The 26,581-nt window shown below is 67.6% G+C and carries 30 protein-coding genes, 1 tRNA gene and 1 pseudogene; 21 read left to right on the forward strand and 11 right to left on the reverse strand.

From position 1 onward, the window contains the following. The first annotated feature begins 59 nt into the window (after window positions 1–59). The 3 genes and pseudogenes from pdxH to AWB95_RS13845 all read left to right on the forward strand — a co-directional run bounded on the left by pdxH (window position 60) and on the right by AWB95_RS13845 (window position 3,280). On the forward strand, window positions 60–719 hold the full coding sequence (gene pdxH, locus AWB95_RS13835) for a pyridoxamine 5'-phosphate oxidase (protein ID WP_169714682.1): 660 nt from the start codon (window positions 60–62) through the stop codon (window positions 717–719). Window positions 720–876: 157 nt separating this feature from the next. Then, window positions 877–1,927: pseudogene (locus AWB95_RS13840) on the forward strand (MFS transporter). Window positions 1,928–1,984: 57 nt separating this feature from the next. Beyond that, the gene (locus AWB95_RS13845; RefSeq protein WP_062541152.1) at window positions 1,985–3,280 is read left to right on the forward strand and encodes a citrate synthase; all 1,296 of its coding nucleotides are present in this window, start codon (window positions 1,985–1,987) and stop codon (window positions 3,278–3,280) included. A 46-nt stretch (window positions 3,281–3,326) separates the two neighbouring features. Here the strand turns inward: AWB95_RS13845 and AWB95_RS13850 are convergent, their stop codons facing one another. Beyond that, window positions 3,327–4,781, reverse strand: coding sequence for a phytoene desaturase family protein (locus tag AWB95_RS13850; RefSeq protein ID WP_373280801.1), 1,455 nt, complete (start codon window positions 4,779–4,781; stop codon window positions 3,327–3,329). A gap of 69 nt (window positions 4,782–4,850) precedes the next feature. Here AWB95_RS13850 and AWB95_RS13855 point away from each other — a divergent pair, with 69 nt between their 5' ends. From AWB95_RS13855 to arfC, 4 genes are read left to right on the forward strand one after another with little or no spacing between them, the layout of a single operon-like run. Further along, on the forward strand, window positions 4,851–5,213 hold the full coding sequence (locus AWB95_RS13855) for an FKBP-type peptidyl-prolyl cis-trans isomerase (protein ID WP_062541154.1): 363 nt from the start codon (window positions 4,851–4,853) through the stop codon (window positions 5,211–5,213). Between the two features lie 56 nt (window positions 5,214–5,269). Further along, the gene (arfA, locus tag AWB95_RS13860; protein WP_062541151.1) at window positions 5,270–5,932 is read left to right on the forward strand and encodes a channel-forming protein ArfA/OmpATb; all 663 of its coding nucleotides are present in this window, start codon (window positions 5,270–5,272) and stop codon (window positions 5,930–5,932) included. A gap of 12 nt (window positions 5,933–5,944) precedes the next feature. Then, on the forward strand, window positions 5,945–6,097 hold the full coding sequence (arfB, locus tag AWB95_RS23295) for a channel accessory protein ArfB (protein WP_099539584.1): 153 nt from the start codon (window positions 5,945–5,947) through the stop codon (window positions 6,095–6,097). Further along, entirely contained in the window at window positions 6,097–6,246 is a 150-nt protein-coding gene (gene arfC / locus AWB95_RS23300; protein WP_157011619.1) for a channel accessory protein ArfC, read from the forward strand. Before arfB ends, arfC begins: the two co-directional genes overlap by 1 nt. Here arfC and AWB95_RS13865 read toward each other — a convergent pair. Next, a complete protein-coding gene (locus AWB95_RS13865) occupies window positions 6,243–7,583 on the reverse strand; it encodes a sensor histidine kinase (protein ID WP_062541150.1) in 1,341 nt (446 codons plus the stop codon). The genes arfC and AWB95_RS13865 overlap by 4 nt on opposite strands. Before the next feature lie 10 nt (window positions 7,584–7,593). Then, window positions 7,594–8,304: a two-component system response regulator PrrA gene (gene prrA, locus AWB95_RS13870; RefSeq protein ID WP_099539585.1), complete on the reverse strand. Its 711-nt coding sequence runs from the start codon at window positions 8,302–8,304 to the stop codon at window positions 7,594–7,596. A 95-nt stretch (window positions 8,305–8,399) separates the two neighbouring features. Here prrA and AWB95_RS13875 point away from each other — a divergent pair, with 95 nt between their 5' ends. Then, window positions 8,400–10,283: an ABC transporter ATP-binding protein gene (locus tag AWB95_RS13875; protein ID WP_062541153.1), complete on the forward strand. Its 1,884-nt coding sequence runs from the start codon at window positions 8,400–8,402 to the stop codon at window positions 10,281–10,283. Next, on the forward strand, window positions 10,280–10,519 hold the full coding sequence (locus tag AWB95_RS13880; RefSeq protein WP_062541149.1) for a hypothetical protein: 240 nt from the start codon (window positions 10,280–10,282) through the stop codon (window positions 10,517–10,519). Before AWB95_RS13875 ends, AWB95_RS13880 begins: the two co-directional genes overlap by 4 nt. Here AWB95_RS13880 and AWB95_RS13885 read toward each other — a convergent pair. Next, complete coding sequence (locus AWB95_RS13885; RefSeq protein ID WP_062541148.1) at window positions 10,476–11,750, reverse strand: MFS transporter; 1,275 nt, start codon at window positions 11,748–11,750, stop codon at window positions 10,476–10,478. The genes AWB95_RS13880 and AWB95_RS13885 overlap by 44 nt on opposite strands. 114 nt (window positions 11,751–11,864) lie before the next feature. Between AWB95_RS13885 and AWB95_RS13890 the strand changes: the two genes are divergently transcribed. Further along, window positions 11,865–12,188, forward strand: a complete 324-nt coding sequence (locus tag AWB95_RS13890; RefSeq protein WP_062541147.1) for an ANTAR domain-containing protein — start codon at window positions 11,865–11,867, stop codon at window positions 12,186–12,188. A 17-nt stretch (window positions 12,189–12,205) separates the two neighbouring features. Here AWB95_RS13890 and AWB95_RS13895 read toward each other — a convergent pair whose 3' ends face one another. Both AWB95_RS13895 and AWB95_RS13900 read right to left on the reverse strand, forming a co-directional pair. Continuing rightward, window positions 12,206–12,346, reverse strand: a complete 141-nt coding sequence (locus AWB95_RS13895) for a hypothetical protein (RefSeq protein ID WP_373280800.1) — start codon at window positions 12,344–12,346, stop codon at window positions 12,206–12,208. Window positions 12,347–12,350: 4 nt separating this feature from the next. Continuing rightward, window positions 12,351–12,767, reverse strand: coding sequence for a MerR family transcriptional regulator (locus tag AWB95_RS13900; RefSeq protein ID WP_099539589.1), 417 nt, complete (start codon window positions 12,765–12,767; stop codon window positions 12,351–12,353). 233 nt (window positions 12,768–13,000) lie between these two features. On the opposite strand from AWB95_RS13900, the gene AWB95_RS13905 reads away from it, so the two are divergent. Together AWB95_RS13905 and AWB95_RS13910 are read left to right on the forward strand one after the other, a co-directional pair. Further along, window positions 13,001–13,423: an Hsp20/alpha crystallin family protein gene (locus AWB95_RS13905; RefSeq protein WP_062541144.1), complete on the forward strand. Its 423-nt coding sequence runs from the start codon at window positions 13,001–13,003 to the stop codon at window positions 13,421–13,423. A gap of 316 nt (window positions 13,424–13,739) precedes the next feature. Further along, window positions 13,740–14,060 (forward strand): J domain-containing protein, encoded by a 321-nt coding sequence (locus AWB95_RS13910; protein ID WP_062541143.1) that lies wholly within the window; start codon window positions 13,740–13,742, stop codon window positions 14,058–14,060. A gap of 27 nt (window positions 14,061–14,087) precedes the next feature. Here AWB95_RS13910 and AWB95_RS13915 read toward each other — a convergent pair whose 3' ends face one another. Next, the gene (locus AWB95_RS13915; RefSeq protein ID WP_085168324.1) at window positions 14,088–15,560 is read right to left on the reverse strand and encodes an acetyl-coenzyme A carboxylase carboxyl transferase subunits beta/alpha; all 1,473 of its coding nucleotides are present in this window, start codon (window positions 15,558–15,560) and stop codon (window positions 14,088–14,090) included. Between the two features lie 110 nt (window positions 15,561–15,670). On the opposite strand from AWB95_RS13915, the gene AWB95_RS13920 reads away from it, so the two are divergent. From AWB95_RS13920 to AWB95_RS13950, 7 genes are all read left to right on the forward strand, one after another. Continuing rightward, window positions 15,671–16,843, forward strand: coding sequence for a glycosyltransferase family 4 protein (locus AWB95_RS13920; protein ID WP_062541542.1), 1,173 nt, complete (start codon window positions 15,671–15,673; stop codon window positions 16,841–16,843). Beyond that, window positions 16,840–18,960, forward strand: coding sequence for an amylo-alpha-1,6-glucosidase (locus AWB95_RS13925; protein ID WP_085168325.1), 2,121 nt, complete (start codon window positions 16,840–16,842; stop codon window positions 18,958–18,960). Before AWB95_RS13920 ends, AWB95_RS13925 begins: the two co-directional genes overlap by 4 nt. A gap of 26 nt (window positions 18,961–18,986) precedes the next feature. Continuing rightward, window positions 18,987–19,718 carry an enoyl-CoA hydratase gene (locus AWB95_RS13930; RefSeq protein ID WP_062541672.1) on the forward strand — a complete coding sequence of 244 codons (732 nt, stop codon included), beginning with the start codon at window positions 18,987–18,989 and terminating at the stop codon, window positions 19,716–19,718. Window positions 19,719–19,722: 4 nt separating this feature from the next. Then, complete coding sequence (locus AWB95_RS13935; protein ID WP_099539586.1) at window positions 19,723–20,850, forward strand: MBL fold metallo-hydrolase; 1,128 nt, start codon at window positions 19,723–19,725, stop codon at window positions 20,848–20,850. 26 nt (window positions 20,851–20,876) lie between these two features. Then, entirely contained in the window at window positions 20,877–21,056 is a 180-nt protein-coding gene (locus tag AWB95_RS13940; protein ID WP_062540463.1) for an antitoxin, read from the forward strand. A gap of 3 nt (window positions 21,057–21,059) precedes the next feature. Further along, window positions 21,060–21,500 (forward strand): type II toxin-antitoxin system Rv0910 family toxin, encoded by a 441-nt coding sequence (locus tag AWB95_RS13945; RefSeq protein ID WP_062540462.1) that lies wholly within the window; start codon window positions 21,060–21,062, stop codon window positions 21,498–21,500. 71 nt (window positions 21,501–21,571) lie between these two features. Then, window positions 21,572–22,345, forward strand: coding sequence for a VOC family protein (locus tag AWB95_RS13950; protein ID WP_062540461.1), 774 nt, complete (start codon window positions 21,572–21,574; stop codon window positions 22,343–22,345). Here the strand turns inward: AWB95_RS13950 and AWB95_RS13955 are convergent. After that, entirely contained in the window at window positions 22,342–22,785 is a 444-nt protein-coding gene (locus tag AWB95_RS13955) for a cupin domain-containing protein (protein WP_062540460.1), read from the reverse strand. The genes AWB95_RS13950 and AWB95_RS13955 overlap by 4 nt on opposite strands. Window positions 22,786–22,819: 34 nt before the next feature. Here AWB95_RS13955 and AWB95_RS13960 point away from each other — a divergent pair, with 34 nt between their 5' ends. Then, window positions 22,820–23,236, forward strand: a complete 417-nt coding sequence (locus tag AWB95_RS13960; protein WP_062540459.1) for a hypothetical protein — start codon at window positions 22,820–22,822, stop codon at window positions 23,234–23,236. Here the strand turns inward: AWB95_RS13960 and AWB95_RS13965 are convergent. Further along, a complete protein-coding gene (locus AWB95_RS13965) occupies window positions 23,222–24,751 on the reverse strand; it encodes a carotenoid oxygenase family protein (RefSeq protein ID WP_062540458.1) in 1,530 nt (509 codons plus the stop codon). The genes AWB95_RS13960 and AWB95_RS13965 overlap by 15 nt on opposite strands. 202 nt (window positions 24,752–24,953) lie before the next feature. On the opposite strand from AWB95_RS13965, the gene AWB95_RS13970 reads away from it, so the two are divergent. Beyond that, window positions 24,954–25,637 carry a GAF and ANTAR domain-containing protein gene (locus tag AWB95_RS13970; RefSeq protein WP_062540457.1) on the forward strand — a complete coding sequence of 228 codons (684 nt, stop codon included), beginning with the start codon at window positions 24,954–24,956 and terminating at the stop codon, window positions 25,635–25,637. A 15-nt stretch (window positions 25,638–25,652) separates the two neighbouring features. Here AWB95_RS13970 and AWB95_RS13975 read toward each other — a convergent pair. Together AWB95_RS13975 and AWB95_RS13980 are read right to left on the reverse strand one after the other, a co-directional pair. Continuing rightward, a tRNA-Arg gene (locus tag AWB95_RS13975) sits at window positions 25,653–25,725 on the reverse strand. A 27-nt stretch (window positions 25,726–25,752) separates the two neighbouring features. Continuing rightward, entirely contained in the window at window positions 25,753–26,571 is an 819-nt protein-coding gene (locus tag AWB95_RS13980; protein WP_062540456.1) for an LLM class F420-dependent oxidoreductase, read from the reverse strand. Between the last annotated feature and the right edge of the window lie 10 nt (window positions 26,572–26,581).

Genomic DNA, 26,581 nt, shown 5'->3' on the forward strand with positions numbered 1-26,581 from the left:
CGGGCCGGTCGCTACCGGTCGGTAACGAAGGTCCGCCCGCCGGTAGTAGCGTTGGCGCGGTGGTGAGACCAGACAACGAGCACCTGGCGAGGATGCGCGTGGAGTACGGCTCGGTCGAGAAGGACGGCAGCCCCGACCTCGACGTCGGCTGGTTGGCGGATGGCTGGGTTGCGTTGCTGCGCAAGTGGCTTCGCGACGCCGAGGATGCCGGTGTCGCCGAGCCCAACGCCTTTGTGCTGGCCACCGTCGATGCCGGGAAGCCGGTCAGCCGCTCGGTGCTGTGCAAGAGCATCGACGAGCGCGGAATCTCCTTCTACACCAACTACGACTCGGCCAAGGGCGCGGAGTTGGCCGCCACCCCGTATGCTTCGGCGACCTTTCCGTGGTATCTGCTGGGCCGGCAATTCCACATCCGGGGGCCGGTGACCAAGGTCGATCCCGCCGAAACGCAGGACTACTGGTCCAAACGTCCCCGCGGCTCGCAGCTGGGGGCATGGGCGTCGCGCCAGTCACAGCCGATCGCGTCGCGCGCGGCGTTGCTCGAGCAACTCGCCGAGGTGACCGCCCGCTTCGCCGACACCGAACACATTCCGGTCCCGCCGAACTGGGGCGGCTATCGCATCGCACCCGAGGTCGTCGAATTCTGGCAGGGCCGGGAAAACCGGGTACACAACAGGATTCGCGTCATCGGCGATCGCGTCGAGCGCCTGCAGCCTTGAGAGCACCCCCGGCGCGAGCGTGCGTGTTTGTACGCGACACGCCGCGCACATGCGTACAACTGCGCACGCTCGCGGCAGGCGCCGGGCCGCTGTGAGACTGGTTGCGGATACCACGCCGCTGCACAACAGCGACTTCCGGCGGCTGTGGCTGGCCGGCATCGTCACGGTCGTCGGCGCCAACCTGACGATCTTCGCCGTCCCGGTCCAGCTCTACGCGCTCACCCAGAACTCCGCCTACGTCGGGCTTTCCGGCATCTTCGCGTTGGTGCCGTTGATCGTGTTCGGTCTGCTGGGCGGTGCTTGGGCCGACGCCATGGACCGGCGGATTTTGCTGATCGTCGCCTCGTGCGGGCTGGCCGTCGCGTCGCTGCTGCTGTGGTTGCAGGCCGCGCTGTCGCTCGACGACGTGTGGGTGGTGCTGTGCCTGCTGGCGGTGCAACAGGCGTTCTACGCGATCAACTCGCCCACCCGCTCGGCGGCGATCCCGCGGATGCTGCCGGGCCACCAGCTGCCCGCCGCTAACGCGCTGAACATAGACCGTGACGGGTTTCGGCGCGATCGTGGGGCCGCTAGTGGCCGGGGTGATGCTGCACTGGGTCGACTTGTCGACGCTGTACCTGATCGACGCGCTGACCTGTTTGGCGCCGATCTGGGCGACGTTTCGGCTGGCATCCATGCCTGTGACCCGGCAGGCCGAGGGGTCGCCGGGCTGGGGTGTGGCGGCGGTACTGGACGGTTTCCGCTACCTGGCCGGCAACACCGTGGTGCTGATGTCGTTCGTGGTCGACCTGATCGCGATGGTGCTGGGCATGCCGCGGGCGTTGTTCCCGCAGATGGCGCACGAGAGCTTCGGCGGCCCGGTCGAGGGCGGCACGACGATGGCGTTGCTGGCCGCGGCGCTGGCGTTCATGGCGCTGGGCGGTGTCGCCGACACAGCTTCCGCGTCCCTGCGGCAGACGATTTTGCAGGAGGCCGCCTCCGACGAGCTGCGTGGGCGGCTGCAGGGGGTGTTCGTGGTGGTCGTCGCGGGCGGGCCCCGGCTGGGCGACGCCGTGCACGGTGCCGCCGCGGCGGTGGTCGGGACGACGGCCGCGGCGGCCGGCGGCGGCGCGCTGGTGGTCGTCGGGATGGTGATCGCCGCGCTGGCCGCGCCGGCGTTCGTCCGCTACCGCTGGCCAGCACCCCGGTCAGGCGCGCCGCCGCGATAGCGACTACCTTCAGCTATACGCAACCTAGCAGCATCAGCAGAGCGCAAAGGGGTTCTTGTGGCCGCAACCGACGACACCGCCACTCTGAAATACCCGGGTGGTGAGTTGGACCTGGAGATCGTCCACGCCAGCGAGGGAGCCGACGGGATCGCCCTGGGCTCGCTGCTCTCCAAGACCGGATACACCACCTTTGACAGCGGCTTCATGAACACCGCGTCGACCAAGAGCGCCATCACCTACATCGACGGCGACGCCGGCATCCTGCGTTACCGCGGCTACCCGATCGAGCAGCTGGCCGAGAAGTCGACGTTCCTCGAGGTCAGCTACCTGCTGATCTACGGCGAGCTGCCGAGCAAGGACCAGCTCGTCGAGTTCACCCGGCAAATCCAGCGGCACACGATGCTGCACGAGGACCTCAAGCGGTTCTTCGACGGCTTTCCGCGCAACGCCCACCCGATGCCGGTGCTGTCCAGCGTGGCCAACGCTTTGAGCGCCTACTACCAGGATTCGCTGGACCCGATGGACAACGACCAGGTCGAGCTGTCCACGATCCGGCTGCTGGCCAAGCTGCCGACCATCGCCGCCTACGCCTACAAGAAATCGGTCGGTCAGCCGTTCCTGTACCCGGACAACTCGCTGACGCTGGTGGAGAACTTCCTGAGGATGACGTTCGGCCTGCCTGCCGAGCCCTACCAGCCCGACCCCGAGGTAGTACGGGCGCTCGACATGCTGTTCATCCTGCACGCCGACCACGAGCAGAACTGTTCCACGTCGACCGTGCGGCTGGTCGGTTCGTCGCGGGCCAACCTGTTCACCTCGATCTCCGGGGGCATCAACGCGCTGTGGGGACCGCTGCACGGCGGCGCCAACCAGGCGGTGCTGGAGATGCTCGAGCAGATCCGGGAGAGCGGCGGCGACGTCCGCGAGTTCGTCCGCAAGGTCAAGAACCGCGAAGAAGGCGTCAAGCTGATGGGCTTCGGCCACCGGGTCTACAAGAACTACGACCCGCGGGCGCGCATCGTCAAGGAGCAGGCCGACAAGATCCTCGCCAAGCTGGGCGGCGACGACGACCTGCTGAAAATCGCCAAGGAACTCGAAGAGGCGGCCCTGACCGACGACTACTTCGTCGAGCGCAAGCTCTACCCCAACGTCGACTTCTACACCGGCCTGATCTACCGGGCGCTGGGCTTCCCGACCCGGATGTTCACCGTGCTGTTCGCATTGGGTCGGCTGCCCGGATGGATTGCCCACTGGCGGGAAATGCACGACGAGGGCGATTCCAAGATCGGGCGGCCCCGCCAGATTTACACCGGCTACACCGAGCGCAACTACGCCACCATCGATTCGCGGTAATCGTCGAGTGTGGCCTTGTGCCACGCAAATTCGCGTGGGGCGTGCATTAAGTCCACACTCGGTGCAAGTTAAGGACGGCCATCGCGGCGTTGTGCCCGCCGATGCCCGACACCGCCCCGCCGCGGCGCGCACCCGAGCCGCACAGCAGGATCCGCGGATGCGCGGTGGCCACACCCCATTGCCGCGCCGGGGTGTCCAGCGGGTCGTCGTCGTCGGCGAACGGCCAGCTCAATCCGCCGTGAAAGATGTTGCCGCCGGGCATGTTCAGGCTTTGTTCGAGATCGTGCGTGGTGAGCGTTTCGATGCACGGCCGGCCGTTGGCGTCGTTCATCAACACCTCCTGAATAGGTTCGGCCAGAACGGAATTCAGCGACGCCAGGACTGCCCCGGTGAGGTCGCCACGCAGCCCGTGCGGCGTGTGCAGGCCGAACACGGTCAGGGTGTGAGCGCCGGAGTCGCGCAGCGCCGGCGACAAGATGGTGGGGTCGGTCAGCGAATGGCAATAGACCTCACACGGCAGCGGATCAGGTAACCGTCCCGCGGCCGCTTGCGAATAGGCCGTGTCCAGTTGCGTCCAGGCCTCGTTGACGTGCAGCGTGCCGGTGAACGCCTGCTCGGGTGTCGCGGTGTCGTCGCGCAGCCTCGGCAGCCGTCGCACCAGCATGTTGACCTTGACCTGCGCGCCGGAGTTGCTTGCCGGCTGTGGCTCGCCGAGCAGGTCGGCCAGCACCGCCGGAGCGACGCCGACCAGCACGACGCGGCCGTGGACCACGCACTCGTCGTCGCCGCGGCGATACCGCACCTCGCCGTCCGGATCCACCACGTAAACGTCTGCGCCCGTGACGATCTCGGCGCCGTGATCTGCCGCCGCCGTGGCAAGCGCCGCCGTCACCGCACCCATCCCGCCGACCGGGACCCGCCACTGGCCACCCAGCAGGTGATAGAGAAAGCAGACGTTCTGCTGCAGCGACGGGTCGTCGAGCCGGGCGAAGGTGCCGATCAGTGCGTCGGTGGCGACCAGCCCGCGCACCAGGTCGCCGCTCAGTCCGTCGACGATCGCGTGACCGATCGGCTGCTCGATCATCGCCTGCCAGGCTGCGGACGCGTCGGGATCGCGGGCAACCAGACGGCGGGCCGCCTCCCGGGTGCGCAGCGGCTCCAGCAGAGTCGGCCAGAGCCGCTGCGTCACCGGGCGGCAGCGGCGATAGAACTCACGGACATCGGCGGCCTCGCCGACCTCGGGATACGACGAATAGCGGCGCGGCGCCAATCGCACCGCGGCGCCCAGGTCGTCGACGATGCGCGGCGGCAGCAGGCCGACCAGGTAGGCGTATCGCGACAGCCGGGCGTCCACACCGTCGAAGAGCTGCGCCGACACGGCAGCCCCGCCGACCTGCCCGAGCCGCTCCAGCAGCCGCACCCGCAGCCCGGCCCGGGCCAGATACGCCGCCGCGACCAGGCCGTTGTGGCCGCCGCCGACGACAATCGCGTCGTGGCTCAGCTCTCGACCTGGTCGGGTTTCTGTCCGCTGCAACGCCTCCAGTGTGCACCCATCAGTAGGGTGGGCCCGGTGACGCAGAAACCAGAGATCGACTTCCCGACCGGCCCGGCTCCCACACAGCTCGTCATCCAAGACCTGGTGATCGGCGACGGCCCCGAAGCCGTGCCGGGCGGCACCGTCGAGGTCCACTACGTCGGCGTGGAGTACGACACCGGCGAAGAGTTCGACAGCTCGTGGAGCCGCGGCGAATCCATCGAGTTTCCGCTGCGCGGCCTCATCCAGGGCTGGCAGGACGGCATTCCCGGAATGAAGGTGGGCGGTCGGCGGCAACTGGTGATCCCGCCCGCACAGGCCTACGGGCCGGCCGGTTCGGGCCACCAACTGTCAGGCAAGACGCTGATCTTCGTCATCGATCTGCTCGCCACTCGGTAGCCTGCTGCCCTAGGCTTCAAATCGCGCGGTGGCACGAACTCGATGACGGAGGGCCTATGGCGGATTCCGACGAAGCAGCCGAAACCACGCAGTGGCGGCGAGCCGCCAAGTTTTACCGACGACCCCTCGGTGTGCCCTGGCTGATCGCCCTGGTGGTAATTCCGCTGCTGCTGGGCGCAATCGGCTACGGCTTGTCGGAACGCACCCGCTCGCAGGTCAACGGACCCACCGGCGCATTGCCGACGCTGGCCCCGCCCACGTCGGCGGGTGCTTCGCCACCGGCGCCGACCATTCCGCCGATATCGTTGGCTCCGGTGTCAATCACCCGCAACGGCAAGGACATTACGCTGCGCGGCGACTTTCCCGATGAAAAAGCCAAGAGGGCTTTGCTCGACGCGGTGATCGCATCGGTTGGCTCAGAAGCCAACGTCATCGACAACCTCGGAATCAACCCGGACATCAACGCGCTCGACTTCTCCGATGCCGGACCGGTTTTCAACGCCGCGGCATCGATTCCTGATTTCGGCCTCTCCGTCGCTGGCGACACCATCACGCTGACCGGCACTGCCGCATCGATGGCTCAGGCCGACGCCGTCCTGCAGGCCGCCGACGACGCCTGGCCCAACCTGAATATCGACAACCAGATCGAGGTGAGCGGCCCCATCACGCCGACCGGATCGCCGGCCCCGGCTCCTGCTCCCGGCGGCCACGGCAGATAAGGAGGATCCGACATGGACTTCGTCATCCAATGGCTGTGGTATCTCCTGGCGTTCGTGGTGGGCTCGGCGGTGGCGTGGGCGATCACCGTCGCATCGATTCGGCGCACAAGCGAAGAGGAAGCCCTGGCGGACCTGCCCGGCTCGCGTGAGATGGGAGCGCGCTGATGCACGACCCGAACTGGTGGCTGATGGTGCTGTCCTTTGTGCTCGGATTGGTGCTGACCTTCGCGCTGATGGTGCGGCGGGTGAAACGCGAAGTGCCGGTGAGCGCTTCGAACTCGCAGACCTCCGAGAAGAGCGACGACGCATCCTAAGTCGGCGGCGGCAGGCGCAGGAGCAGCCGCACCCCGCCCAGCGGGCTGTCGTCCAATGACGCTGTCCCGCCGTGCAATTGGGCCTGCTGGGCCACCAACGCCAGCCCCAGACCCGAGCCGGAATGCGAGGCCGTCGACCCGCGGGAGAACCGCTCGAACACCACGTGGCGCTCCTGCTCGGGAACGCCGCTGCCGTTGTCGTCGATGGCGATTTCCACGCCCTCACGGGAACTGACCGCGGACAGCTGAACCCGGGTCGCGCCGCCGTGCTTGACAGCGTTGGCGATGGCGTTGTCGACCGCGAGACGCAACCCGGCCGGCAGCCCCACGATGATGCACGTCGGTGACGGCACAAGCGAGACGTCGAGGTCGGGGTAGACCCGCATGGCGTCGTGCGCGGCGCGGTCGAGAAGTTCGGTGATGTCTACCGGCACGTGGTCGTCGGAGGTCGACAGCTCACCCTGCGCCAGTCGCTCCAGCGCCGACAGCGTGGCCTCGATACGTGTCTGGGTGCGGACCACGTCGTTGAGCACTTCTTTGCGCTGGTCGTCCGGAAGGTCCAGGGTGGTCAGCACTTCGAGGTTGGTGCGCATTGCGGTCAGCGGCGTTCGCAGCTCATGCGCCGACACCGACGCGAAGTCACGCGCCGACGCGAGCGCCTCCTTGGTGCGTTCCTGCTCCTTCCAAATGCGTTGCAGCATGCCTCGCATCGCCTCGGCGATCTCCACGGCCTCGGTGGCGCCGCGGATTGCCACCTGCGGCGCCTCGTCGCCGGCGTCGATCGAGCGGGTCTGCTGGGCCAGCCGCTTGAACGGTCGCACCGCGAAAGCTGCCAGCAGCCAAGCGAATACGGCCGAGGCGCCGATCGCCAGGCCACAGATGATGATGACCCGGCGGTGCCGGTTGTTGGTCCGGGCGATGGTGTCATCGTAGGTCGCCCCGACTTCCACCGACGTGGCCTGCGGCGCCGGGATTTCCACCGTGCGCACCCGGTAGCGCACCCCGTTGACGTAGGTGTCGTCGTAGCCCGCGGGCAGCTCCGGCAACACCACCGTCGAGTTGGACGTGACCTGGTTGCCGCGGCGCACGGTGATGACGGTGTCCTGGTCGTTGGGCGATCGCGGAATCTCGTCCAGGCCGCGCGGCAGGAACGGGATCGCGAACCCCGCAGCCTCGTCGAGGCGGCGGTCCAGGCGCTCCTTGCTGTCGCCGGTGATCCCGAACCACACGACGGCACCCACGATGAGCACCGGAATGGCCGCGCCGATCGCCGTCGCGATCACCACCCGGGTACGCAGCGAGGGCGTACGGGTCAGGATCCGGGACAAGACGTTCATGGTCGCGGTGCTACTGCATGCGCAGCACGAATCCCACTCCTCGCACGGTGTGCAGCAGCCGCGGCGCGCCGTTGGCCTCCAGCTTGCGCCGCAGGTAGCCGATGAACACGTCGACGACGTTGGTGTCGGCGGCGAAGTCGTAGCCCCAGACCAGCTCCAGCAGCTGCGCGCGGGACAGCACCGCGGTCTTGTGCTCGGCCAGCACCGCGAGCAGGTCGAACTCCCGCTTGGTCAGGTCGACGTCCACCCCGTTGACCCGGGCGCGTCGGCCCGGGATATCGACCTCCAGCGGGCCGACCGTGATGGTTTCCGACGACGACGTCGCAGTGGATCCGCGGCGACGCAGCAGCGCCTTGACCCGCGCCACCAGCTCGGCCAGCACGAACGGCTTGACCAGGTAGTCGTCGGCGCCGGCCTCCAGGCCCATCACCCGGTCGTCGACCGAGCTGCGCGCCGACAGCACGCAGACCGGCACGTCGTTGTCCATCGCGCGCAGCGCGGTGACCACGCTGACGCCGTCCAGCACGGGCATGTTGATGTCGAGCACAATCGCGTCCGGCCGGGTCTCGGTGGCACTGCGCAGCGCCTCGGCGCCGTCGACTGCGGTCGACACCTCGAATCCGGACAGCCGCAGCCCGCGCTCCAGCGATGCGAGCACGTCGGAGTCGTCGTCGACCACCAAAACCCGGGGTGAGGTCACTCCAGTGTCCATGCCGCCCATCTTGCCTGATCGAGCGGCGTGGCGGTGGGAGGAGCCGCCCGGGCTTCGGCGCGTCGGTTGACCTCATCCTTTGTTGAGGTTTTACCGTGAAGCCCGTGAATATGGAATCGGTGGCCAGCCGCGCTCTCTACCGGCAGATGCATGCGCGGTCGGGCGAGCTTCGCTCGCTGGTGGGACGCGGCCTGGTCGGCCGGATCTGGCGCTTCTCCGGCCGGCATCACCGCAGGCTGGGCGCATTTGTCGCGGTCAGCGTGGTCAGCGCGCTGCTGACCGTGGCCACCCCGATGCTGGCCGGCAAGGTGGTCGACGAGATCGTCAGCGGCACGGACGCCGCTGCGGTGGTGCTGCTGGCGGGTGTGATTGCTCTGGTGGCGGTCGCCGAGGCGGCGGTGTCACTGGTCACCCGGTGGCTGTCGTCGACCATCGGCGAGGGCCTGATCCTGGACCTGCGGACCGCGGTGTACGACCACGTGCAGCGAATGCCGGTGGCGTTTTTCACCCGCACCCGCACCGGCGCGCTGGTCAGCCGGCTGGGCAACGACGTGATGGGCGCCCAGCGGGCGTTTTCCGACACCCTTTCCGGCGTTGTCTCCAACCTGGTCACACTGACGCTGACACTGGTGGTGATGGCCGGGATCTCTTGGCAGATCACGGCGTTGTCGCTGTTGCTGGTGCCGCTGTTCGTGGTGCCGGCCCGCCGCATCGGCACCACGATGGCGCGGCTGAGCCGGGAACGCGCCGTCCACAACGCGACGATGAACAGCCAGATGACCGAGCGGTTCTCCGCGCCGGGCGCCACCCTGGTCAAGCTGTTCGGCGACCCGGCGCGCGAGTCGCACGAGTTCGCGCTGCGCGCCGGGCGGGTGCGCGACATCGGGGTGCGCTCGTCGATGCTGCAGTCGGTGTTCATGAACTCGCTGACGCTGATGTCGGCGCTGGCGCTGGCACTGGTGTACGGGCTGGGCGGGGTGCTGGCCATCGGCGGTCATCTGCAGGCCGGCGCAATCGTGTCGCTGGCGCTGCTGCTGACCCGGCTGTACGCGCCGCTGACCGCGCTGGTCAACGCACGGGTGGAAATCGCCAGTGCGCTGGTCAGTTTCGAGCGGGTTTTCGAGGTGCTGGATTTGGAGCCGCTGATCGTCGAGCGACCGGGCGCCGTGGCGGTGCCCAACGGTCCCGTTTCGGTGGCCTTCGACGACGTGCGATTCGGCTACCCGTCGGCCGACAAGGTGTCGCTGGCGTCGCTGGAAGAGGTCGCGGTGCTCGATGCGCGCGGGGGAGACGAAGTGCTGCACGGGATTTCGTTCACCGCAGACCCGGGGCAGATGGTGGCGCTGGTGGGATCGTCCGGGGCCGGCAAGTCGACCATCGCGGCTCTGCTGGCCCGGCTCTACGACGTGGACTCCGGCGCGGTGCGGCTGGCCGGGGTCGACGTGCGCGACCTGACCACCGCGTCGCTGCGCCAGACCGTCGGCCTGGTCACCCAGGACGGCCACTTGTTCCACGAGTCGATCCGGTCGAACCTGCGGCTGGCGGCGCCTGACGCCTCGGACGACGAGTTGTGGGAGGCGCTGCGGCGTGCCCGGCTGGCCGACGTCGTCGCCGAGATGCCCGACGGTCTGGACACCGTGGTCGGGGAGCGTGGCTACCGTCTCTCCGGCGGTCAGCGGCAGCGGCTGACGATTGCCCGGCTGCTGCTGGGCCAGTCGCGGGTGGTCGTTCTCGACGAAGCGACGGCATCGCTGGATTCGGCGTCGGAAGCCGCTGTGCAGCAGGCGCTTTCGGAGGCGTTGGCGGGCCGGACCTCGATCGTCATCGCGCACCGGCTGTCCACCGTGCGGGCCGCCGATCAAATCCTGGTCGTGGAGGACGGCCGGATCGTGGAGCGCGGCACGCATGACCAACTACTCGCCCGCGGCGGGCGCTACGCCGAGTTTTATCTCACCCAATTCGGCGGTGCCGACGAGGCGGCGGCATGAGACCGACCGGACAGGTGGTCCTGCGGCCGCGCGTGGATGTCGCGCTGTCTCGGGCCACCACACGGGGCGGGGACGAATTGTCCCTGCCCGAACCTATTTCGCAGTTGCGTGCGCAATTCAGCGACCGCGGCGAACTGGAACGCCACGTCGTCGACTCAAGCGACCAGACCGTCGAGGAGACCGTGGCGTGGGTCAGGGACGGCTTGGAGCGCGACGCGTATCTTCTGCCGCGTTGAGCGAAGGTTCCACCTGTTCGGCGCGGCGCAGCGTGGACGCGAAGCCGAACCAGATGACCAACGACCCCAGCGACAGCCCGCCCAGCATCAGGAAAGCCGTTGGGAATCCCAGGTGTTGGGCGACGAAACCGCCCAGGACCGGGCTGAGCGCACCGCCGAGGCCTTGCGCCGCCATGATGGCGCCCTGCCCGACGTTGACGTGGCCGGTGCCGTCGAGGATGCGTGCCACCAGGCCCGGCACCGCCACGGACAGCATGCCGGCGCCGACGCCGTCGAGCACCTGCACGGGGATGATGCCCCAAGTCGTGATGACCCCGGCGGCGAGCAGCGCACGGACTGGCAGTGCGCTGAACGCGATCGCGATGGCCAGCCAGTACCCGCGGGTTTGGGCGATCCGTGTAGCGGCCAGCGCGGCGACGATCATGACGGCCTGGGCCACCACTACCGTGCTGGCCACCGTGGTGAACGGGTTGGTGTGGGTGGCGACGACGGCCAGGCCGTAGAGCGGCAGCATCGCGGCGTTGCCCAGCCAGAACAACATCACCGCCGCCGCCACCGCCAACAGTGGCCGCGACTCGAGCAACACCCGCAACCGCTTGACCGGCGCACGATCGCCGGGCGGCGCCTCGCCGCGGGCCACATGGTGGTCGATGTGATCGGCCGGGAGGGCCAGCACGGCGCCGATGGTCACAGCGGCGAATCCCACCGCCAGCCAGAACACCCCGGCGTAACCGAAGAGCCAGCCCAGCAGCCCGGACAGTGCGGCGCCAATCATGTTGCCCGCGTGGTTGTAAGCCTGGTTGCGGCCGTTTTGCGCGGTGAATCCCGCTTGGCCCACGACGCCGAGCGTGATGCCGATGACCGCCGGCGCGATGGTCGCCCCGGAGATGCACATCACCGACTGCGCGGCGGTGACGACCCAGAAATTTCCCGAGGCGAGAATGACGGCCGACGCTGCCACGGCACCCAAACCGACGACGATGACCAACGCCCGCTTTCGAGTGGTGGCGTCGACCAAGGCTCCTGCCGGAGCGACGGTGCACATGCCGACAATGGCGCCCAGGGTGATGACCGCGCCGATAGCGCTGGTCGTCCAGCCACGCCCGGCCAGCAGGACTCCCAGGAACGGCCCCATGCCGGCCTCCATGTCGGCCATGAAGAAGCTGACCGCTTGCAGCGCGGCCCGATCATGCGTCGGGACCGCTGGCGTGGATGTGTCGTGGCTGGCCATCGATTGAATGTTGAGGTATCCGCGGGGCGACCGCAACGTTGCGAGATCTTGTCAAGCGAGCACAGGAAATATATGTGTAATATCACAAGTTTCTCTGCGTGAGGAGGTGACCTGATGAACGACTATCGACGGCCGCGCGACACGCGCCGCATCGGTGCGCGGATTCTGGACACCGCCGAGGGAGTGCTCGTCGCGTTGCGCCGCTGCCGTGTCGACCAAGCGTTCGTCGAACTCATGCATACGGCCAAGCGTCACGGAGTCAATCCGGTCAGCTTGGCCGATGCACTGGTGGCCATCGCCGAGGCTCAGCCGGGCAAGGACCTCGACGACGCGGCCATGGCCGTCGCCCTCAGCACGTGGGGGCGCCTATTCGGTCACAACGCACACGACCGTGCGGGTGTCGAGGACCTCGACGAGCTTCCGGCCACCGACGGCTAGACGGTGAACGCCTGCGCTCAGTCGTCGGCGGGCACCGGGACCACGATCGCCTGGTCGATCAGGTCAGCGGGGTTGGCATCGCGATCGGCGACGTCGGCGACATACGAAGTGTCCAGACCGCTTTGGTCATCGGCATCGACGAGACACTGCTGGTCCATCGCATCAGCTTCGGGTGCTTCGTCGACCCGGACGATTCCCTCGACGTTCTTCATGATCGGAGTCCCTCCTTCCCCTTCGCGATGCGTTGCCGCCGGGTGCGGCGCGACGAGCCTTGAGTTCGGCGTTGTCCGACCGTAGTTGAGTGTTGTCGGACTCGAGCCGGGAGTTGCGCTCCTCCAGGTCGAGGATCTGCACGACGCCGGCCAGGTTGATCCCTTGGTCGACCAGTTCGCTGATTCGCTTCAGCCGGTCGAGGTCGTCGTCGCTGTAGCGTCTGGTGCCGCCGTCGGTGCGCGACGGGCTCAGCAGTCCCCAGCGCTCATAGAGCCGCAACGTTTGCGGCCCAATGCCCGACAGCTCGGATGCCACCGAGATGCCGTAGACGCCCCGCGCGGACCGCGGGGTCGCGTCGCTGGTCAACTGCGTCTCCATTCGTCGTCGAGCTTCCTGGTTGCCGCGTACACAAAGCTATCATAACGGATACGACAAAGCTGTGTCAGCGCACATAGATTTCTCGTCGAAGCAGTAGGGCGGGGCGACTGGGATTCTCCAAAAATTTAGTGGCTAACACTTGCATAATGCTGCCTCTAGTGATATCACAAAGCTATGTCAGTAGACACAAGTCATCTGGCAACTACTCGGGAGGTTAAGTCATGGTGCTGATGCGTACCGATCCGTTCCGTGACCTCGACCGGTGGACCCAGCAAGTGCTCGGGACCGCAGCCCGGCCGGCGGTCATGCCGATGGACGCCTGGCGAGACGGCGACAAGTTCATCGTCGAATTCGACCTGCCTGGCGTGAACGCCGATTCGCTCGACCTGGACGTCGAACGCAATGTGCTCACCGTCCGTGCCGAGCGTCCCGAGCTGGATCAAAACCGCGAAATGGTTTCCGCCGAACGTCCGCGTGGCGTCTTCAGCCGGCAACTATTCCTCGGCGAGAACCTCGACACCGACAAGATCGAGGCCAGCTACCACGACGGCGTCCTACGCCTGACGATTCCAGTGGCTGAAAAGGCCAAGCCGCGCCGCATCGAAATCAGCCACGACGGCCACCAGACGGCGATCAACGCCTGAGGGACGTAGCGGCGATCGCGCCGGTCGCCGCTCGACGGGGGTGGGGCGCTGCCCCATCCATGGCCAACGTGTCGCATGACGATGAGGAGGTGATGCGTCGACAGTCGAAACCCACAGCGGTGACCCCCGTGCCGTCCACAAGGATTGCTACCTGAGAGCGGCCGACGCAGTATCGCGCACGCATCGCCACCGATAGTGGCCATTTTGGTGGACCGCACGGACCTCATCGGCCCGGGGTGGGCGCGTTTGTGGCCCGATACGCGCCCACCCCGGCACACGACTGTCGGCCCTGGGCGGAAAGGCTCCGGTGCCTGAGATGGATGACCCCTACTCGGTGCTCGGTGTATCTCCGACGGCGACGCAGGCCGAAATCACCCACGCCTACCGGCGCCAGCTGCGTGACTATCACCCCGACAGACGTTCCGGTGAGCCGAATTCCGGAGCCGACGAACGGCTCCGCCAAATCCTGGCCGCCTATGCGCTATTGCGCGATCCCAAGCGTCGCGCAGCCTATGACCGGGCTCATCCGGTTGTCCGCAAACGCACCGCCCCTACCCGGATACCGGTGACCCGCAGACGTTCCCGCGAGTACGACGAGCCTCCGCTGCGGGCCGGCCCGGTCCGCTGGCACCGCTGATCGGCTCATGGCAGCGGGTCGCCGCCATTAGACCAGGCCGATCCGCCGGTGACGTTGTAGGCGGTCAGTCATGCGCTGGGCCTCGGGAACCGCTCGTAGCGTGTGTAATTCGTGCGCAATGGCTCTCGACAGCCGCTTGGCGAACGCGATCGGCTCGTCGGCCGCATCGGGGTGTTCGGGCACGACGACGTCGACAATGCCCGATGCCCGCAGGTCTGTAGACCGGATGCCTTGGGCCGCAGCGAGTTCGGGGGCATGGTCGGTATCGCGGAACATGATTGCACTGGCGCCCTCCGGCGGCAGCGGAGCCAGCCAGCCGTGCAGCGCGGCCAGCACTCGGTCGGCGGGCAGCATCGCCAGCGCCGGCCCGCCGCTGCCCTGACCCAGCAGGACCGACACCGTCGGCGTCTCCAGCGTGACGAGTTCGGCCAGGCAGCGCGCGATTTCACCGGCCAGCCCGCCCTGCTCGGCGGCTTCGGACAGCGCGGGGCCGGCAGTATCGACGACGAGCACCAGCGGCAGCCGCAAACCCGCGGCCAGTGCCATGCCGCGCCTGGCTTCGCGCAGCGCGGCCGGACCCACGATCCCGCCGAAGACACGCTGCTGGCCGAGAACGACGGCGGGCTGACCGCCGAAGCGCGCCAGCGCCAGCAGCGTGCTGCCCGCCTCGCCCTGGCCGGTGCCCGACAGCAGGACTCGCTCGGTGGCGCCGTGGCGCAGCAACGTGGCGATCCCGGGACGCTCCGGGCGACGCGACGCCACCACCGAATCCCATGCCAGCACATCGGGTACCGGCTCACGCTCGAGCGCGGGCGGCGGGCCGGCGGGCGGATCCACCAATACCTTCAGCACCCGTTCCAGCGTGCGGCGCAGCCATCGCAGCGGAATGACACCGTCGATCACGCCATGGCGTTGCAGATTCTCGGCGACCTGGATGCCCTCCGGGAATGGCTCACCATACAGCTGCTCGTACACCCGCGGACCCAGGAAACCGATCAGCGCACCGGGCTCGGCGATCGTGACATGGCCGAGCGAACCCCACGACGCGAACACCCCGCCGGTGGTTGGATGGCGCAGATACACCAGGTAGGGCAGATGCGCCCGCTTGTGCAGTTGGATCGCCGCGCTGATCTTGACCATCTGCACGAAAGCCACTGTGCCTTCCTGCATCCGGGTGCCGCCCGAACTCGGCGAGGCCAGCAACGGTAGGCGCTCCCGGGTGGCTCGCTCGATCGCGGTGGTGATCCGCTCGGCCGCGGCCACCCCGATCGAGCCGGCCAAAAAGTCGAATTCGCAAGCGATCACGGCTACCCTCCGCCCGCGCACCCGGCCTTCACCGGTGACCACCGACTCGCTGCGCCCGGTCGCGGCCCGGGCAGCGGCCAGCTCGCGGGCGTACGTCTCGTCGGTCGGGACTGCGAGCGGCTCGGTGTCCCAGCTGACAAATGAATCTGCGTCGAGCACCGCCTCGCGCAGTTCGTCGGCGCTGATCCGGCTCACCGGATGAGAGTAGCCAGGACTTGGCAGACCGCGGTCGATCCACCATAATTAGCACTCGTCGAATGAGAGTGCTAACGCGTGTAGATGGAGTCGGAGGGAGGGAAACGTCAATGCGCGGCGCTGATTTCGTCTTTTGGTCGGATGGTTCCGATCCCGCGCGTCAGTTGCGGATCGTCTTGGTGGCACCGCCCTATTTCGACATTCCGCCGAAGGGTTACGGAGGTGTCGAGGCCGTCGTGGCCGACCTCGCCGACACGCTCGTCGCCCGTGGGCACGCCGTCACGGTGATCGGCGCCGGGGAGCCGGGTACCGCAGCCAAGTTCGTCCCGCTGTGGGATCGGACGCTGCCCGACCGACTCGGCGAGCCCTACCCCGAGGTGATGCACGCGTTGAAGGTCCGCAGCGCGATCGCGCGGATCGCCGCTGCCGACGGAGTCGACATCGTGCACGACCACACGTTCGCCGGCCCCCTGAACGCCCCGGCCTATCAGGCGCTGGGGCTGCCGACCGTGGTGACCGTGCACGGTCCCATCGACGACGACCTCTACCCGTACTACCGCGAGCTCGGCCGCGACGTCGGTCTGGTCGCCATCAGCGACCGCCAGCAGGAATTGGCGCCCGACCTGAATTGGATTGGCCGCGTTCACAATGCGCTGCGAATCGACGACTGGCCGTTTTCGGCCGACAAGGGCGACTATGGCCTGTTCCTCGGGCGCTTCGCGCCCTACAAGGGTGCGCACCTGGCGGTGCGGGCCGCCCACGAGGTGGGCATGCCGCTCGTCCTCGCCGGCAAGTGCAGCGAGCCCGCGGAAAAGGAGTACTTCGAGGACTGCGTGCGCCCGCTGCTCACCGAGGACGACCACGTGTTCGGCGAGGCGGATGCGGTCAGCAAGCGGAAACTGCTGGCGGGTGCGCGGTGTCTGCTGTTCCCCGTGCAGTGGGAGGAGCCGTTCGGGATCGTGATGATCGAAGCGATGGCGTGCGGCACGCCCGTCGTCGCGTTGCGTGGCGGCGCCGTGCCGGAGGTGGTTGTCGACGGCGTCACCGGCTTCGTGTGCGAGCGGCCCGCCGAGTTGCCCGCTGCGATCGAGCGGACGCAGACGATCGACCCGCACGCCTGCCGCCGCCACGTCGCCGCGCACTTCGAGGTTGCGCAGCTGGGGTACGGATACGAGCAGATATACCGGAAGGCGTTGGGCCGGCACCGGTTTCAGCCCGGGCCGACGGCCGATATCGATCCGATCGCGCGTATCCCTGAACTGAGCGACAAGGCCACCGCGTGACCTCGGGATTCAACACCGGCACGCCGGCCCGCCTGGGGTCCGGCAACGACGCGGTGACCTTGGTGGAAGGCGCGACGTTCTGCCTGTCCAACCGCTACGGCGACATGGTCGTGGGCCGGCCGCACGGGCTGTTCTTCCGCGACGCACGCGTGCTGTCGCGCTGGGAGCTGCGGGTGGATGGCCAAGTCCCCGAATCGTTGTCGGTGGAGTCGACGGAAGCGTTTGCGGCGCAGTTCATCCTGCGGCGCGCGCCGCGCGCCGGGCGTGCGGACAGCACTCTGCTGGTGGTGCGGGAACGGCTGATCGTCGACGGGCTGCGGGAGACCGTCTCGCTGCACAACCTCGACAAAGAAAGCACCGTGGTGTCGTTGGAATTGCACGCCGACGCCGACTTCGCCGACCTGTTCGCGGTCAAGGAAGGCCGCGCCGCAGTCGGCGGCGCCGACATGGCGGTTACCGACGGAGAGTTGGTGCTGCGCGAGCGCGGCGAGCAGGTGCGCGGCCTGACCATCGACGCGACCGGCGACCCCATCGTGTTGCCCGGTTCGCTGAACTGGCGGGTGGTGGTGCCGCCGGGGGAGCGCTGGCAGGCCGAGATCGTGCTGCAGCCGACGTGGGCGAACCAGAAGATCACCAGCCGCGTTCGCGCCGGCGCGAATGTGGAATCCAGCGCGCCCGCGCGCAAGATCGAGGCCTGGCGGGACAGTGCCACCAACGTCGAAACCGACCATCCGGGGCTGGCCGCGGTGTTGCGCCAGACCGAGAGCGACCTCGGGGCGCTGCTCATGCACGACGAGGCTGGCCGCGGCCGATCGTTTGTCGCCGCCGGCGCGCCGTGGTTCATGACGCTGTTCGGCCGCGACAGCGTGCTCACCGCCTGGATGGCCCTGCCGTTGGAGGTCGGGCTGTCGGTCGGCACGCTGCAGCGGCTCGCCAGTTTGCAGGGCCGGCGTATCGACCCGATCACCGAGGAAGAACCCGGCCGGATCATGCACGAAATCCGGCGCGGACCGGCCAGCGACGACGTGTTGGGCGGCAACGTCTATTACGGATCTGTCGACGTCACACCGCTTTTCGTGATGCTGCTTGCCGAGTGCTGGCGATGGGGAGCCGACGAGACGGCGGTCCGCGCGCTGCTGCCCGCTGCCGACGCCGCACTGGCCTGGGCGGAGCGCTACGGCGATCGCGACGGCGACGGCTTCGTCGAATACCGCCGCGCCACCGACCGCGGGCTGATCAACCAGGGGTGGAAGGACAGCTTCGACGGCATCAACGACGCTGCCGGGCGGCGAGCCGAACCGCCGATCGCGCTGTGCGAGGTCCAGGGCTACCTGTACGCGGCGCTGCTGGCGCGCGCCGACCTCGCCGACGGGTTCGGCGACCTGCCGACCGCGGCCCGGCTGCGTGAGCGTGCCGAGGCGCTGCGGGCCAAGTTCCTCGAGACCTTCTGGCTTCCGGCGAAAGGCTGGTATGCGGTCGCGCTGGACGGCTACAAGCGCCCGGTCGACGCGCTGACCAGCAACGTGGGCCATTGCTTGTGGACGGGCATCGCCAGCGACGAACACGCCGCACAGATCGTCGAGCGGCTGGCCGGTCAGGAGATGGATTCCGGGTTCGGCCTGCGCACGCTGGCCAGCACGATGGGCGCCTACAACCCGATGAGCTATCACAACGGCTCGATATGGCCGCATGACACCGCGATCGCGGTGGCCGGGTTGCTGCGTTACCGGCACATCCCCGGCGCGGTCGAGCTGGCCGAGCACCTGGCCACCGGGCTGCTCGACGCGGCCGACGCGTTCGGCAGCCGGCTGCCCGAGCTGTTCTGCGGTTTTCCCCGCAGCCAGTTCGGTTCTCCGGTGCCCTATCCGACGTCCTGCTCGCCGCAGGCATGGTCGAGTGCGGCGCCGCTGCTGCTGCTGCGCGCGTTTCTGGGACTCGACCCCGACGTGCCGCACCGCAGGCTGTCGATTGCGCCGCATGTTCCGGCGGCCTGGGGCCGGATCGCGCTGACCGATCTGCGGCTGGGCAGCCTGACCGTGCATGTGGAAGCCGAGAGTGAGCTGGCCAAGGCCCACGGGCTCCCCGACGACTGGCAGCTGGTGACGCCTTCGGACTGACCCGGAGCCTCTCGTATGGTGGTCGCATGATCGGTGTCACCCGTGACGAAGACGTCCTGACCATTGAGATGCAGCGCGCCGAGCGGCGTAACGCGCTGAACTCCCAGCTCGTCGAGGAGCTGCGGGAAGCCGTGCAGAAGGCGGCCGCCGAGAACGTCCGCGCCATCGTGCTGACCGGGCAGGGCACCGTCTTCTGCGCCGGCGCGGACCTGTCCGGAGACGCATTCGCCGCCGACTACCCGGACCGCCTGATCGAGCTGCACAAGGCCATGGACGCCGCACCGATGCCGGTGATCGGCGCGATCAACGGTCCCGCGATCGGCGCGGGTTTGCAGCTGGCGATGCAATGCGACCTGCGGGTGGTGGCGCCGGAGGCGTTCTTCCAGTTCCCGACCTCGAAATATGGTCTGGCCCTTGACAACTGGAGTATCCGACGACTGTGTTCGCTGGTCGGTCACGGCCGGGCCCGGGCCATGCTGCTCTCGGCGGAGAAGCTGACCGCCGACGTCGCGCTGCAGACCGGGATGGCCAACCGGATCGGGTCGTTGGCCGACGCGCAGGCCTGGGCCACAGAGATCGCCGGCCTGGCGCCGTTGGCGCTGCAGCACGCCAAGCGGGTGCTCAACGACGACGGGGCCATCGAGGAAGCCTGGCCGGTGCACAAGGAACTCTTCGACAAGGCGTGGGCCAGCCAGGACGTCATCGAAGCGCAGGTGGCCCGCATGCAAAAACGACCACCGAAATTCCAGGGAGCCTGATCGGATGCTGCGCGGAGCGCTGCGACTGGCCGCCGGCACCGTCACGCTGGCCAGCGGAGGGTGGGTGCTGCGCGCGCTGCACGGTGCACCGGCCGCTCTCGGCGCCGACCCCGCTGCGATCCGCGCGGTGGCCGGCCGCTCGCCGAATTTCCGCGACGGCGTCTTTGTCAACCTGGAACCGGGCTCGCTGTTCAGCATGGACCGCGAGCAGCAGCGGCTGATCCTGCGCGAGATCGTCGGCGGTCGCGCCGCCACCCGCCCGCGCGCGGCGATCCCGCTGGCCGCGCCGGAGCCGATGGGCAGCCCGCTGGACCTCGCGGTCTGCTGGTTGGGCCACGCGACGGCGCTGGTGGAGATCGACGGCTACCGGGTGCTCACCGACCCGGTCTGGAGCGATCGCTGCTCGCCGTCGGATGTCATCGGTCCGCAGCGGATGCACCCGCCGCCGATCGAACTGGAGGGACTGCCGGCCCTCGACGCGATCGTCATCAGCCACGACCATTACGACCACCTCGACATCGACACGGTCCTCGCATTGGCCCGCACCCAATGGGCGCCGTTCTTCGTCCCGCTCGGCGTGGGGGCGCACCTGCGGTCGTGGGGCATTCCCGAGGAGCGCATCGTCGAGCTCGACTGGAACGAGCGCGCCAACGTCGACGAGCTCACCCTGGTCTGCACACCCGCACGGCACTTCTCCGGCCGCTTCTTGAACCGCAGCACCACGCTGTGGGCCTCGTGGGCACTGATCGGGCCGAGGCATCGCGCGTACTTCGGCGGCGACACCGGCTACACCAACAGCTTCGCGCAGATCGGTGCCGAGCACGGGCCGTTCGACCTGACGCTGTTGCCGGTCGGCGCCTACAACAAGGCGTGGCCCGACATCCACACGAATCCGGAGGAGGCGGTCCGGGCACACCTGGACGTCGGCGGGCGGGTTTTGCTGCCGATCCACTGGTGCACCTTCCGGCTGGCGCCGCATCCGTGGGACGAGCCGGTCGAACGGCTGCTGACGGCCGCCGAGGCATCCGATGTCCGGGTGGTGGTGCCCAAACTCGGACAACGCGTGGATCTCAGCGAACCAACGGAATTCGAACCATGGTGGCGACTTCAGGACGACAAGGCCCGACGGTAAGGTCGGCTGACGGAAGGGATGAACTGATGGGATTTCTGGACAAGGCCAAAAGCCTGCTGTCGCAGAACGCCGACAAGGTTGAACAGGCGATCGACAAGGCGGGCGACATCGTCGATGACAAGACCGGCGGCAAATACAAGGACGCCGTCGACAAGGTGCAGGACGCGGCCAAAAAGGCTGTGGACAAAGGCAACCCCGAGAACTAGCTCATGGCGAAAGTCTCCGGATCCATCGACGTACCCCTGCCGGCCGAGCAGGCCTGGGAGCATGCCGCCGACCTCTCCCGCTACAAGGAATGGCTGACCATCCACCGGGTATGGCGCAGCAAGCTGCCCGAGAAGTTGGAGAAGGGCGCCGTCGTCGAGTCGATCGTCGAAGTCAAGGGCATGCCGAACCGGATCAAGTGGACGATCGTGCATTACAAGCCGCCGGAAGCCATGACACTCAACGGAGTTGGGGTCGGCGGCGTCAAGGTCAAGCTGCTCGCCAAGATCAAACCGAAGGGCGACGGCTGCGAGGTCAACTTCGACGTGCACCTGGGTGGTCCGGCGCTGTTCGGTCCGATCGGCATGATCGTCGCCGGCGCCCTGCGGGGCGACATCCGCGAATCGCTGGACAATTTCGTCAAGGTGTTCGCCCCGGTGCGGTGAGTTTCGGAGCCGGCGGCGGTCGATACCGGTGAACCCCGACTCGGGGCCACACCGTATCGAAGGAGACCATCGTGCCCATTCGTCACGGCGCGCCGCTGGGCGCCCCCTGCTGGATCGACCTGGCGTCATCCGACCTCGACCGTGCCCTCGACTTCTACGGCACTGTCTTCGGCTGGACATTCGAATCCGCCGGACCCGAATACGGCGGCTACGTCAACGCCGCCAAGGACGGCCAGCCGGTCGCTGGCCTGACGGCCAACAACCCGGAATGGCAAGCGCCGGACGGCTGGACCACCTACTTTCACACGGCCGACGTCAACGCGACGGTGTCGGCGCTGACCGCGGCGGGTGGCTCGTCCTGCATCGAGCCGATGAAGATACCCGCCAAGGGATTCATGAGCATGGCCACTGACCCGACGGGCGCGCCGTTCGGCCTGTGGCAGCCGCTGGAGCACCACGGCTTCGCGGTGATCGGCGAGGCCGGCGCCCCGGTCTGGCACCAGTTGACCACCCGCGACTTTCGCGCTGCTGTCGATTTCTACCGTGAGGTATTCGGCTGGCGAACCGAACAGGTGTCCGACACCGACGAATTCCGTTACGCCACTGCATGTTTCGACGACCAACAGTTGCTCGGCGTGATGGACGGCGTCGGCTGCATGCCCGCCGGCGTCGGATCGAACTGGACCATCTTCTTCGGCGCCGAAGACGTCGACAAGACGCTGCAGGTGATCACCGACAACGGCGGCGCGGTGCTGCGCGGTGCGGAAGACACTCCCTACGGGCGGCTGGCGGCAGCCGCCGACCCGACGGGCGCGGGGTTCAACCTGTCGTCGCTGCAGGATTAGTCGGCCGGCCCAAGGCCGAAGTCGGCGTAGTCGAAGCCAGGCACTACCACACAGCTGACCAGGCTGGGCTCGTCGTCGCGAGGCCGGGCCCGCTGCCAGTATCGGGGCGGCACCAGCGCCTGTGGTCGCTCACCGGCCATGATGTCGCTGCCGAGCACATGCGTTGTGGTGCTGTGCCGTTCGCTTCCGATGTCGAGCAGCAGCGGACTGCCGCGATGATGCAGCCACAGCTCGGCGCTGCGCACGGTGTGCCAGGCTGACTGCTGGCCGGGCATCAGCAACAGCAGGATCGCCGTTCCGGCGCTGCGCGGCCCGGTGTAATCCGGTGGCAGCGCCGACTGGCCCACCGTCACATCGCTGCGCCAGGTCTGCCGAAACCAGCCGCCTTCGGGGTTGGGCGCCAGGTCCAACTCGCGGGCCCAGTCCGGTAGCTCGGTCATCGCCCCACCCTAAAGTGCGCGCTAGTGTCGCAGTATGACCCGTCTGCATCCTGGGTGGCTGGTCGCGCTATTCGCCGCGGTACTGGCAGTCAGCACCTGGCTGCCGTGGTTGACCACAACGGTCAACGGCGGCGGCTGGGCCAATGCGGTCGGGGGCAGCATGGGCAGCCTGCATCTTCCGCGCGGTTTTGGGACGGGTCAGCTGATCGTGTTGCTGTCCTCGACGCTGCTGGTGGCGGGCGCGACGGTCGGCCGCGGATTGTCGGCCAGGCTGGCATCGATTGCCGCGCTTGCCCTTTCACTGCTCATCGGCGCGCTGACATGGTGGTACTACGATGTCAACGTCACCCCGCCGGTCGCGGCCGGCTACGGGTTCTACATCGGCGCGGCGGGCGCGGCCGGCGCGGTGATCTGTTCCGGGTGGGCGCTGGCGTCGTCACTGCGTCGGTGACAAGCCGATAGCGTCGGCCGCCGAGTCGGCGGAATGCCAGCGCCGCAACTGCGCGCCCGGTGCCCATGTCGCGTGGGTGCCGCTGGAAATACGTTCCGGCAGTTGGAGTTTGCACAGAGGTCCGTCGCTGAGCCGGGCCGCGTCGAAGATCAGACAGTAGGAGGCGTCGGCGTTCATGTCGGTGGTCAGCGTGACCAGGTAGCCGTCGTCTTCGGCGCCGCCGGTTCCGCGGGACGCCATCGCCGTCTCACTGCCGTAGACGCCGTCGCCGAACGAATAGCGTTGCTCGTGGCCGGTGAGAACGTCGTGTCTGACCAGCCCGTCGAACAGGAACCAGCCAGGCTTTCCGGTGGCGGCATAGCTGTAGCGATACTTGGTGGCCGCGAAGTCGTTGTTGATCACCCCGAATTCGGTGATGGACTCCGAGAGTTGTTCTTCGGCCACGGCGCCGGTCAGCAGGTTCAGCCGCCACCGGTGCAGCCGGGCCTGCATGCGGTCGAGTGCCAAAAAGCGAAACGCCCGTTGCCATTTGCTGCCGGTGCCGGTGTCGGCGGGCTCGGGGTCGGCCTGGAAGAAGCCGTCGAGCACAATGTCGTCGCCGTCCTCGTGTGCGTTGACGAAGTGCAGCACGAACGTGGGCTCGGCTTCGAACCAGCGGATGTCGGCGGTCTGTCCGCGCCGCGGCAGCACCGCGAACCGCGACGGCATGTCCGGATGGAACCGCGCCACGTGCAGGTCACGGGCCAACAGCTCTGGCTCCCAGAACAGCGGGAAATCGTTGAGGACGACATAGTTTTCGGTGAACGCCATGTCGTGCGGCAGCCGCGGCCCGGGCAGCGGAACGTCGACATAATGCACCAGCTCGTTGTTGGCGTCGACGACGCCGTAGTGCATGTACGGCGCCTGCTTGCTGTAGTTGAAGAACAGCAATTCGCCGGTCGTGGCGTCGACCTTCGGATGCGCCGACACCCCCCAGTCGAACGGAAAGCGACCGTTCCAGTGTTCTTTCCCAAGGGTTTCCGCGGTGTACGGGTCCAGCCGATACAGGTCGCCGCATTGATAGAAACTGGTCAGCGCGGTGCCGCGGTGCACGACGACGTCGGTGCTCGACGCATCCTTCAACAAGCCCCGGGCGCCCCAGCCGTCGGTACGCTTGCAAAGCGACACGGGCTCGGCCAACCCCGGCCACAACGCTCCGCCCGCCGCATTCTCGGCCAGGAAGCCGTCGGTACGGATGAACCGGTTGCGGTAGAAGGCCTTGCCGTCGCGGAACCCGACCACGTGCAGCATGCCGTCGCCGTCGAACGGGTGATACGTCTTCAACGCCGGATGTAACGGGTTCTCGGTGTTGCGCAGGTATATGCCGTCCAGATCGTGCGGTATCTCACCGTCGATCGCCGTCAGGTCTTCGGCATCCCATTCGGTGGTCTGTGGACGCCACGGCCCGGTCCGGTACGGGTGGTCGTCATCCTCCGGCAGGGTGGACAGGAACTTGGCGACGATCTCGACGTTCACCGAGCTGAGCCCTCGCGCATAGCCGCACGTTAGTACAACCAGGAGCGGCCCCGTCGGCTCTCGGCTGAACCGACGAGACCTAAGCGGGCGACGCCGGTCGACCAACGTACCCGCCTGTTGCAGGCGCATTGCCATTGGCGGCGTTTGACAAACATGAGGGCCGGAGGTGTGTAGCTCTTCTGAGGCGGGGGAATCCTTAAATATGCCGGACCTATCGGGTCACGAGGTAGCGCAACGGATGGGCGAGTTGGCCCGTTCACTGGCGGCGCCATCCAGCGTCGAAGATGTGCTTGCACTTGTTACGGCTGCTGCTGTCGAAATGCTTCCCGGCGCCGATACTGCCGGCGTGCTCATCGCCAAAGGCGGTAAATTCGAGTCTCTGTTCGGTACCTCGGACCTGGTCTACAAGCTGGATCAGCTGCAGGCCAAGTACAACGAGGGGCCATGTGTGGATGCGGCGCACGACGACTTGATGCTCCGCGCAGATGATTTCGCCATCGAGACCCGGTGGCCGAACTTCTCGCGTGCGCTCGCCGAGATCGGCGTGCACAGTTGTCTGTCGTTCAAGCTCTATGCCGGTGACCACACCGCGGGCGCGTTGAACGTATTCGGACTGAAACCCCACGCGTTCACCGCAGAGTCAGAAGCGCTCGGCTCGGTGCTCGCTGCCCATGCCGCGGCCGCGATCCTTGCCAGTCGTCACAGCGAGCAGCTTCGATCCGCCATCAACAGCAGAGATGTCATCGGCCAAGCCAAGGGCATCATCATGGAGCGCTACAACGTCGATGCCCTGCGCGCGTTCGAGATGCTGCGGAAGCTGTCGCAGGACACCAACGTGAAACTGGCCGAGCTGGCGCAGCGGGTCGTCAACACCCGCGGGACTTGACCCGGTAAAAATCAGTGCCCCCGGCAGGATTCGAACCTGCGACACCCGCTTTAGGAGAGCGGTGCTCTATCCCCTGAGCTACGAGGGCGGACCGGCTGGCAGCTTACGCTGAATCTCAGCGCAGCTCCGCGATCACCTTCGCAAAGCCCTCGGCGTGGCTTTCCTGCACAGTGAACGACGTCAGCCCGTAGGTCTCACGGTATCCGCGCAACCTGTCGGCCATGTCGCGGGGCGACCCACTCAATACCGCAGGCAACTCCAACAACTGCGCATCGGACAGCGTGGGCGCATATCTGCGGGTGAGCCGCAGGTCGGGCATTCCGGAGTTGTCGGCGGGCACCGCCGTGATCGCCAGGTTCAACTCGAGATCGTCGAATCGGTCACCGGCAGCCGACCGGACGAAGTCGACCCGATCGGCCAGCGGGTCGCCGACCGCCTTCGGGCTCGCACCCGTCAGGCCGATGATGTCGGCGTGCCGGGCGGCCACCGTCAACAGCCGGTCGCCGTTGCCCGCAATCAGGATCGGGATGCTGGGCAGGTGCTTCTTGAGGTAGGCCGTCACGTGCTCGAGATAGTCGACGCGACGCCCGGCGCTCGGGTAGGCCAACTCGGCGGCCTCGAATTCTTCGCGCACGTAGCCCGCGCCAAGGCCCACTTCCAGACGCCCGTCGCTGAGCAGATCGACCTCGGCGGCATCCCGCGCCAACAGCGCCGGCTTGTAGAAGCACGCGTTGAGCACATAGGTGCCCAGCCGGACCGTCGTGGTGGCCTGGGCGATCGCGGCGAGCACCGGAAACGGCGCCGGCGAACCGAGGTGGTCGGGCAGATGAAGGACGTCGAACCCGTAATCCTCCAGCCGCCGTGCCTTGTCGAGCAGCGCGGCCCGAGACTTGACCGCATGGATGCCGATGGAAAAGCGAAAACCCTTGCTAATCAGTCACCTC

It is taken from the genome of Mycobacterium celatum (assembly GCF_002101595.1).
GTDB classification, from domain to species: Bacteria; Actinomycetota; Actinomycetes; order Mycobacteriales; family Mycobacteriaceae; genus Mycobacterium; species Mycobacterium celatum.

Coding starts and splice junctions, on each gene's coding strand:
- AWB95_RS13935 (WP_099539586.1), top strand. CDS start 19,723: ATGCTGCGCGGAGCGCTGCGACTGGCCGCCGGCACCGTCACGCTGGCC.
- AWB95_RS13940 (WP_062540463.1), top strand. CDS start 20,877: ATGGGATTTCTGGACAAGGCCAAAAGCCTGCTGTCGCAGAACGCCGAC.
- AWB95_RS13945 (WP_062540462.1), top strand. CDS start 21,060: ATGGCGAAAGTCTCCGGATCCATCGACGTACCCCTGCCGGCCGAGCAG.
- arfC (WP_157011619.1), top strand. CDS start 6,097: ATGCACGACCCGAACTGGTGGCTGATGGTGCTGTCCTTTGTGCTCGGA.
- AWB95_RS13930 (WP_062541672.1), top strand. CDS start 18,987: ATGATCGGTGTCACCCGTGACGAAGACGTCCTGACCATTGAGATGCAG.
- arfA (WP_062541151.1), top strand. CDS start 5,270: ATGGCGGATTCCGACGAAGCAGCCGAAACCACGCAGTGGCGGCGAGCC.
- AWB95_RS13865 (WP_062541150.1), bottom strand. CDS start 7,583: ATGAACGTCTTGTCCCGGATCCTGACCCGTACGCCCTCGCTGCGTACC.
- AWB95_RS13885 (WP_062541148.1), bottom strand. CDS start 11,750: ATGGCCAGCCACGACACATCCACGCCAGCGGTCCCGACGCATGATCGG.
- AWB95_RS13905 (WP_062541144.1), top strand. CDS start 13,001: ATGGTGCTGATGCGTACCGATCCGTTCCGTGACCTCGACCGGTGGACC.
- AWB95_RS13890 (WP_062541147.1), top strand. CDS start 11,865: ATGAACGACTATCGACGGCCGCGCGACACGCGCCGCATCGGTGCGCGG.
- prrA (WP_099539585.1), bottom strand. CDS start 8,304: ATGGGCGGCATGGACACTGGAGTGACCTCACCCCGGGTTTTGGTGGTC.
- AWB95_RS13970 (WP_062540457.1), top strand. CDS start 24,954: ATGCCGGACCTATCGGGTCACGAGGTAGCGCAACGGATGGGCGAGTTG.
- AWB95_RS13920 (WP_062541542.1), top strand. CDS start 15,671: ATGCGCGGCGCTGATTTCGTCTTTTGGTCGGATGGTTCCGATCCCGCG.
- arfB (WP_099539584.1), top strand. CDS start 5,945: ATGGACTTCGTCATCCAATGGCTGTGGTATCTCCTGGCGTTCGTGGTG.
- AWB95_RS13895 (WP_373280800.1), bottom strand. CDS start 12,346: ATGGACCAGCAGTGTCTCGTCGATGCCGATGACCAAAGCGGTCTGGAC.
- AWB95_RS13910 (WP_062541143.1), top strand. CDS start 13,740: ATGGATGACCCCTACTCGGTGCTCGGTGTATCTCCGACGGCGACGCAG.
- AWB95_RS13880 (WP_062541149.1), top strand. CDS start 10,280: ATGAGACCGACCGGACAGGTGGTCCTGCGGCCGCGCGTGGATGTCGCG.
- AWB95_RS13955 (WP_062540460.1), bottom strand. CDS start 22,785: ATGACCGAGCTACCGGACTGGGCCCGCGAGTTGGACCTGGCGCCCAAC.
- AWB95_RS13960 (WP_062540459.1), top strand. CDS start 22,820: ATGACCCGTCTGCATCCTGGGTGGCTGGTCGCGCTATTCGCCGCGGTA.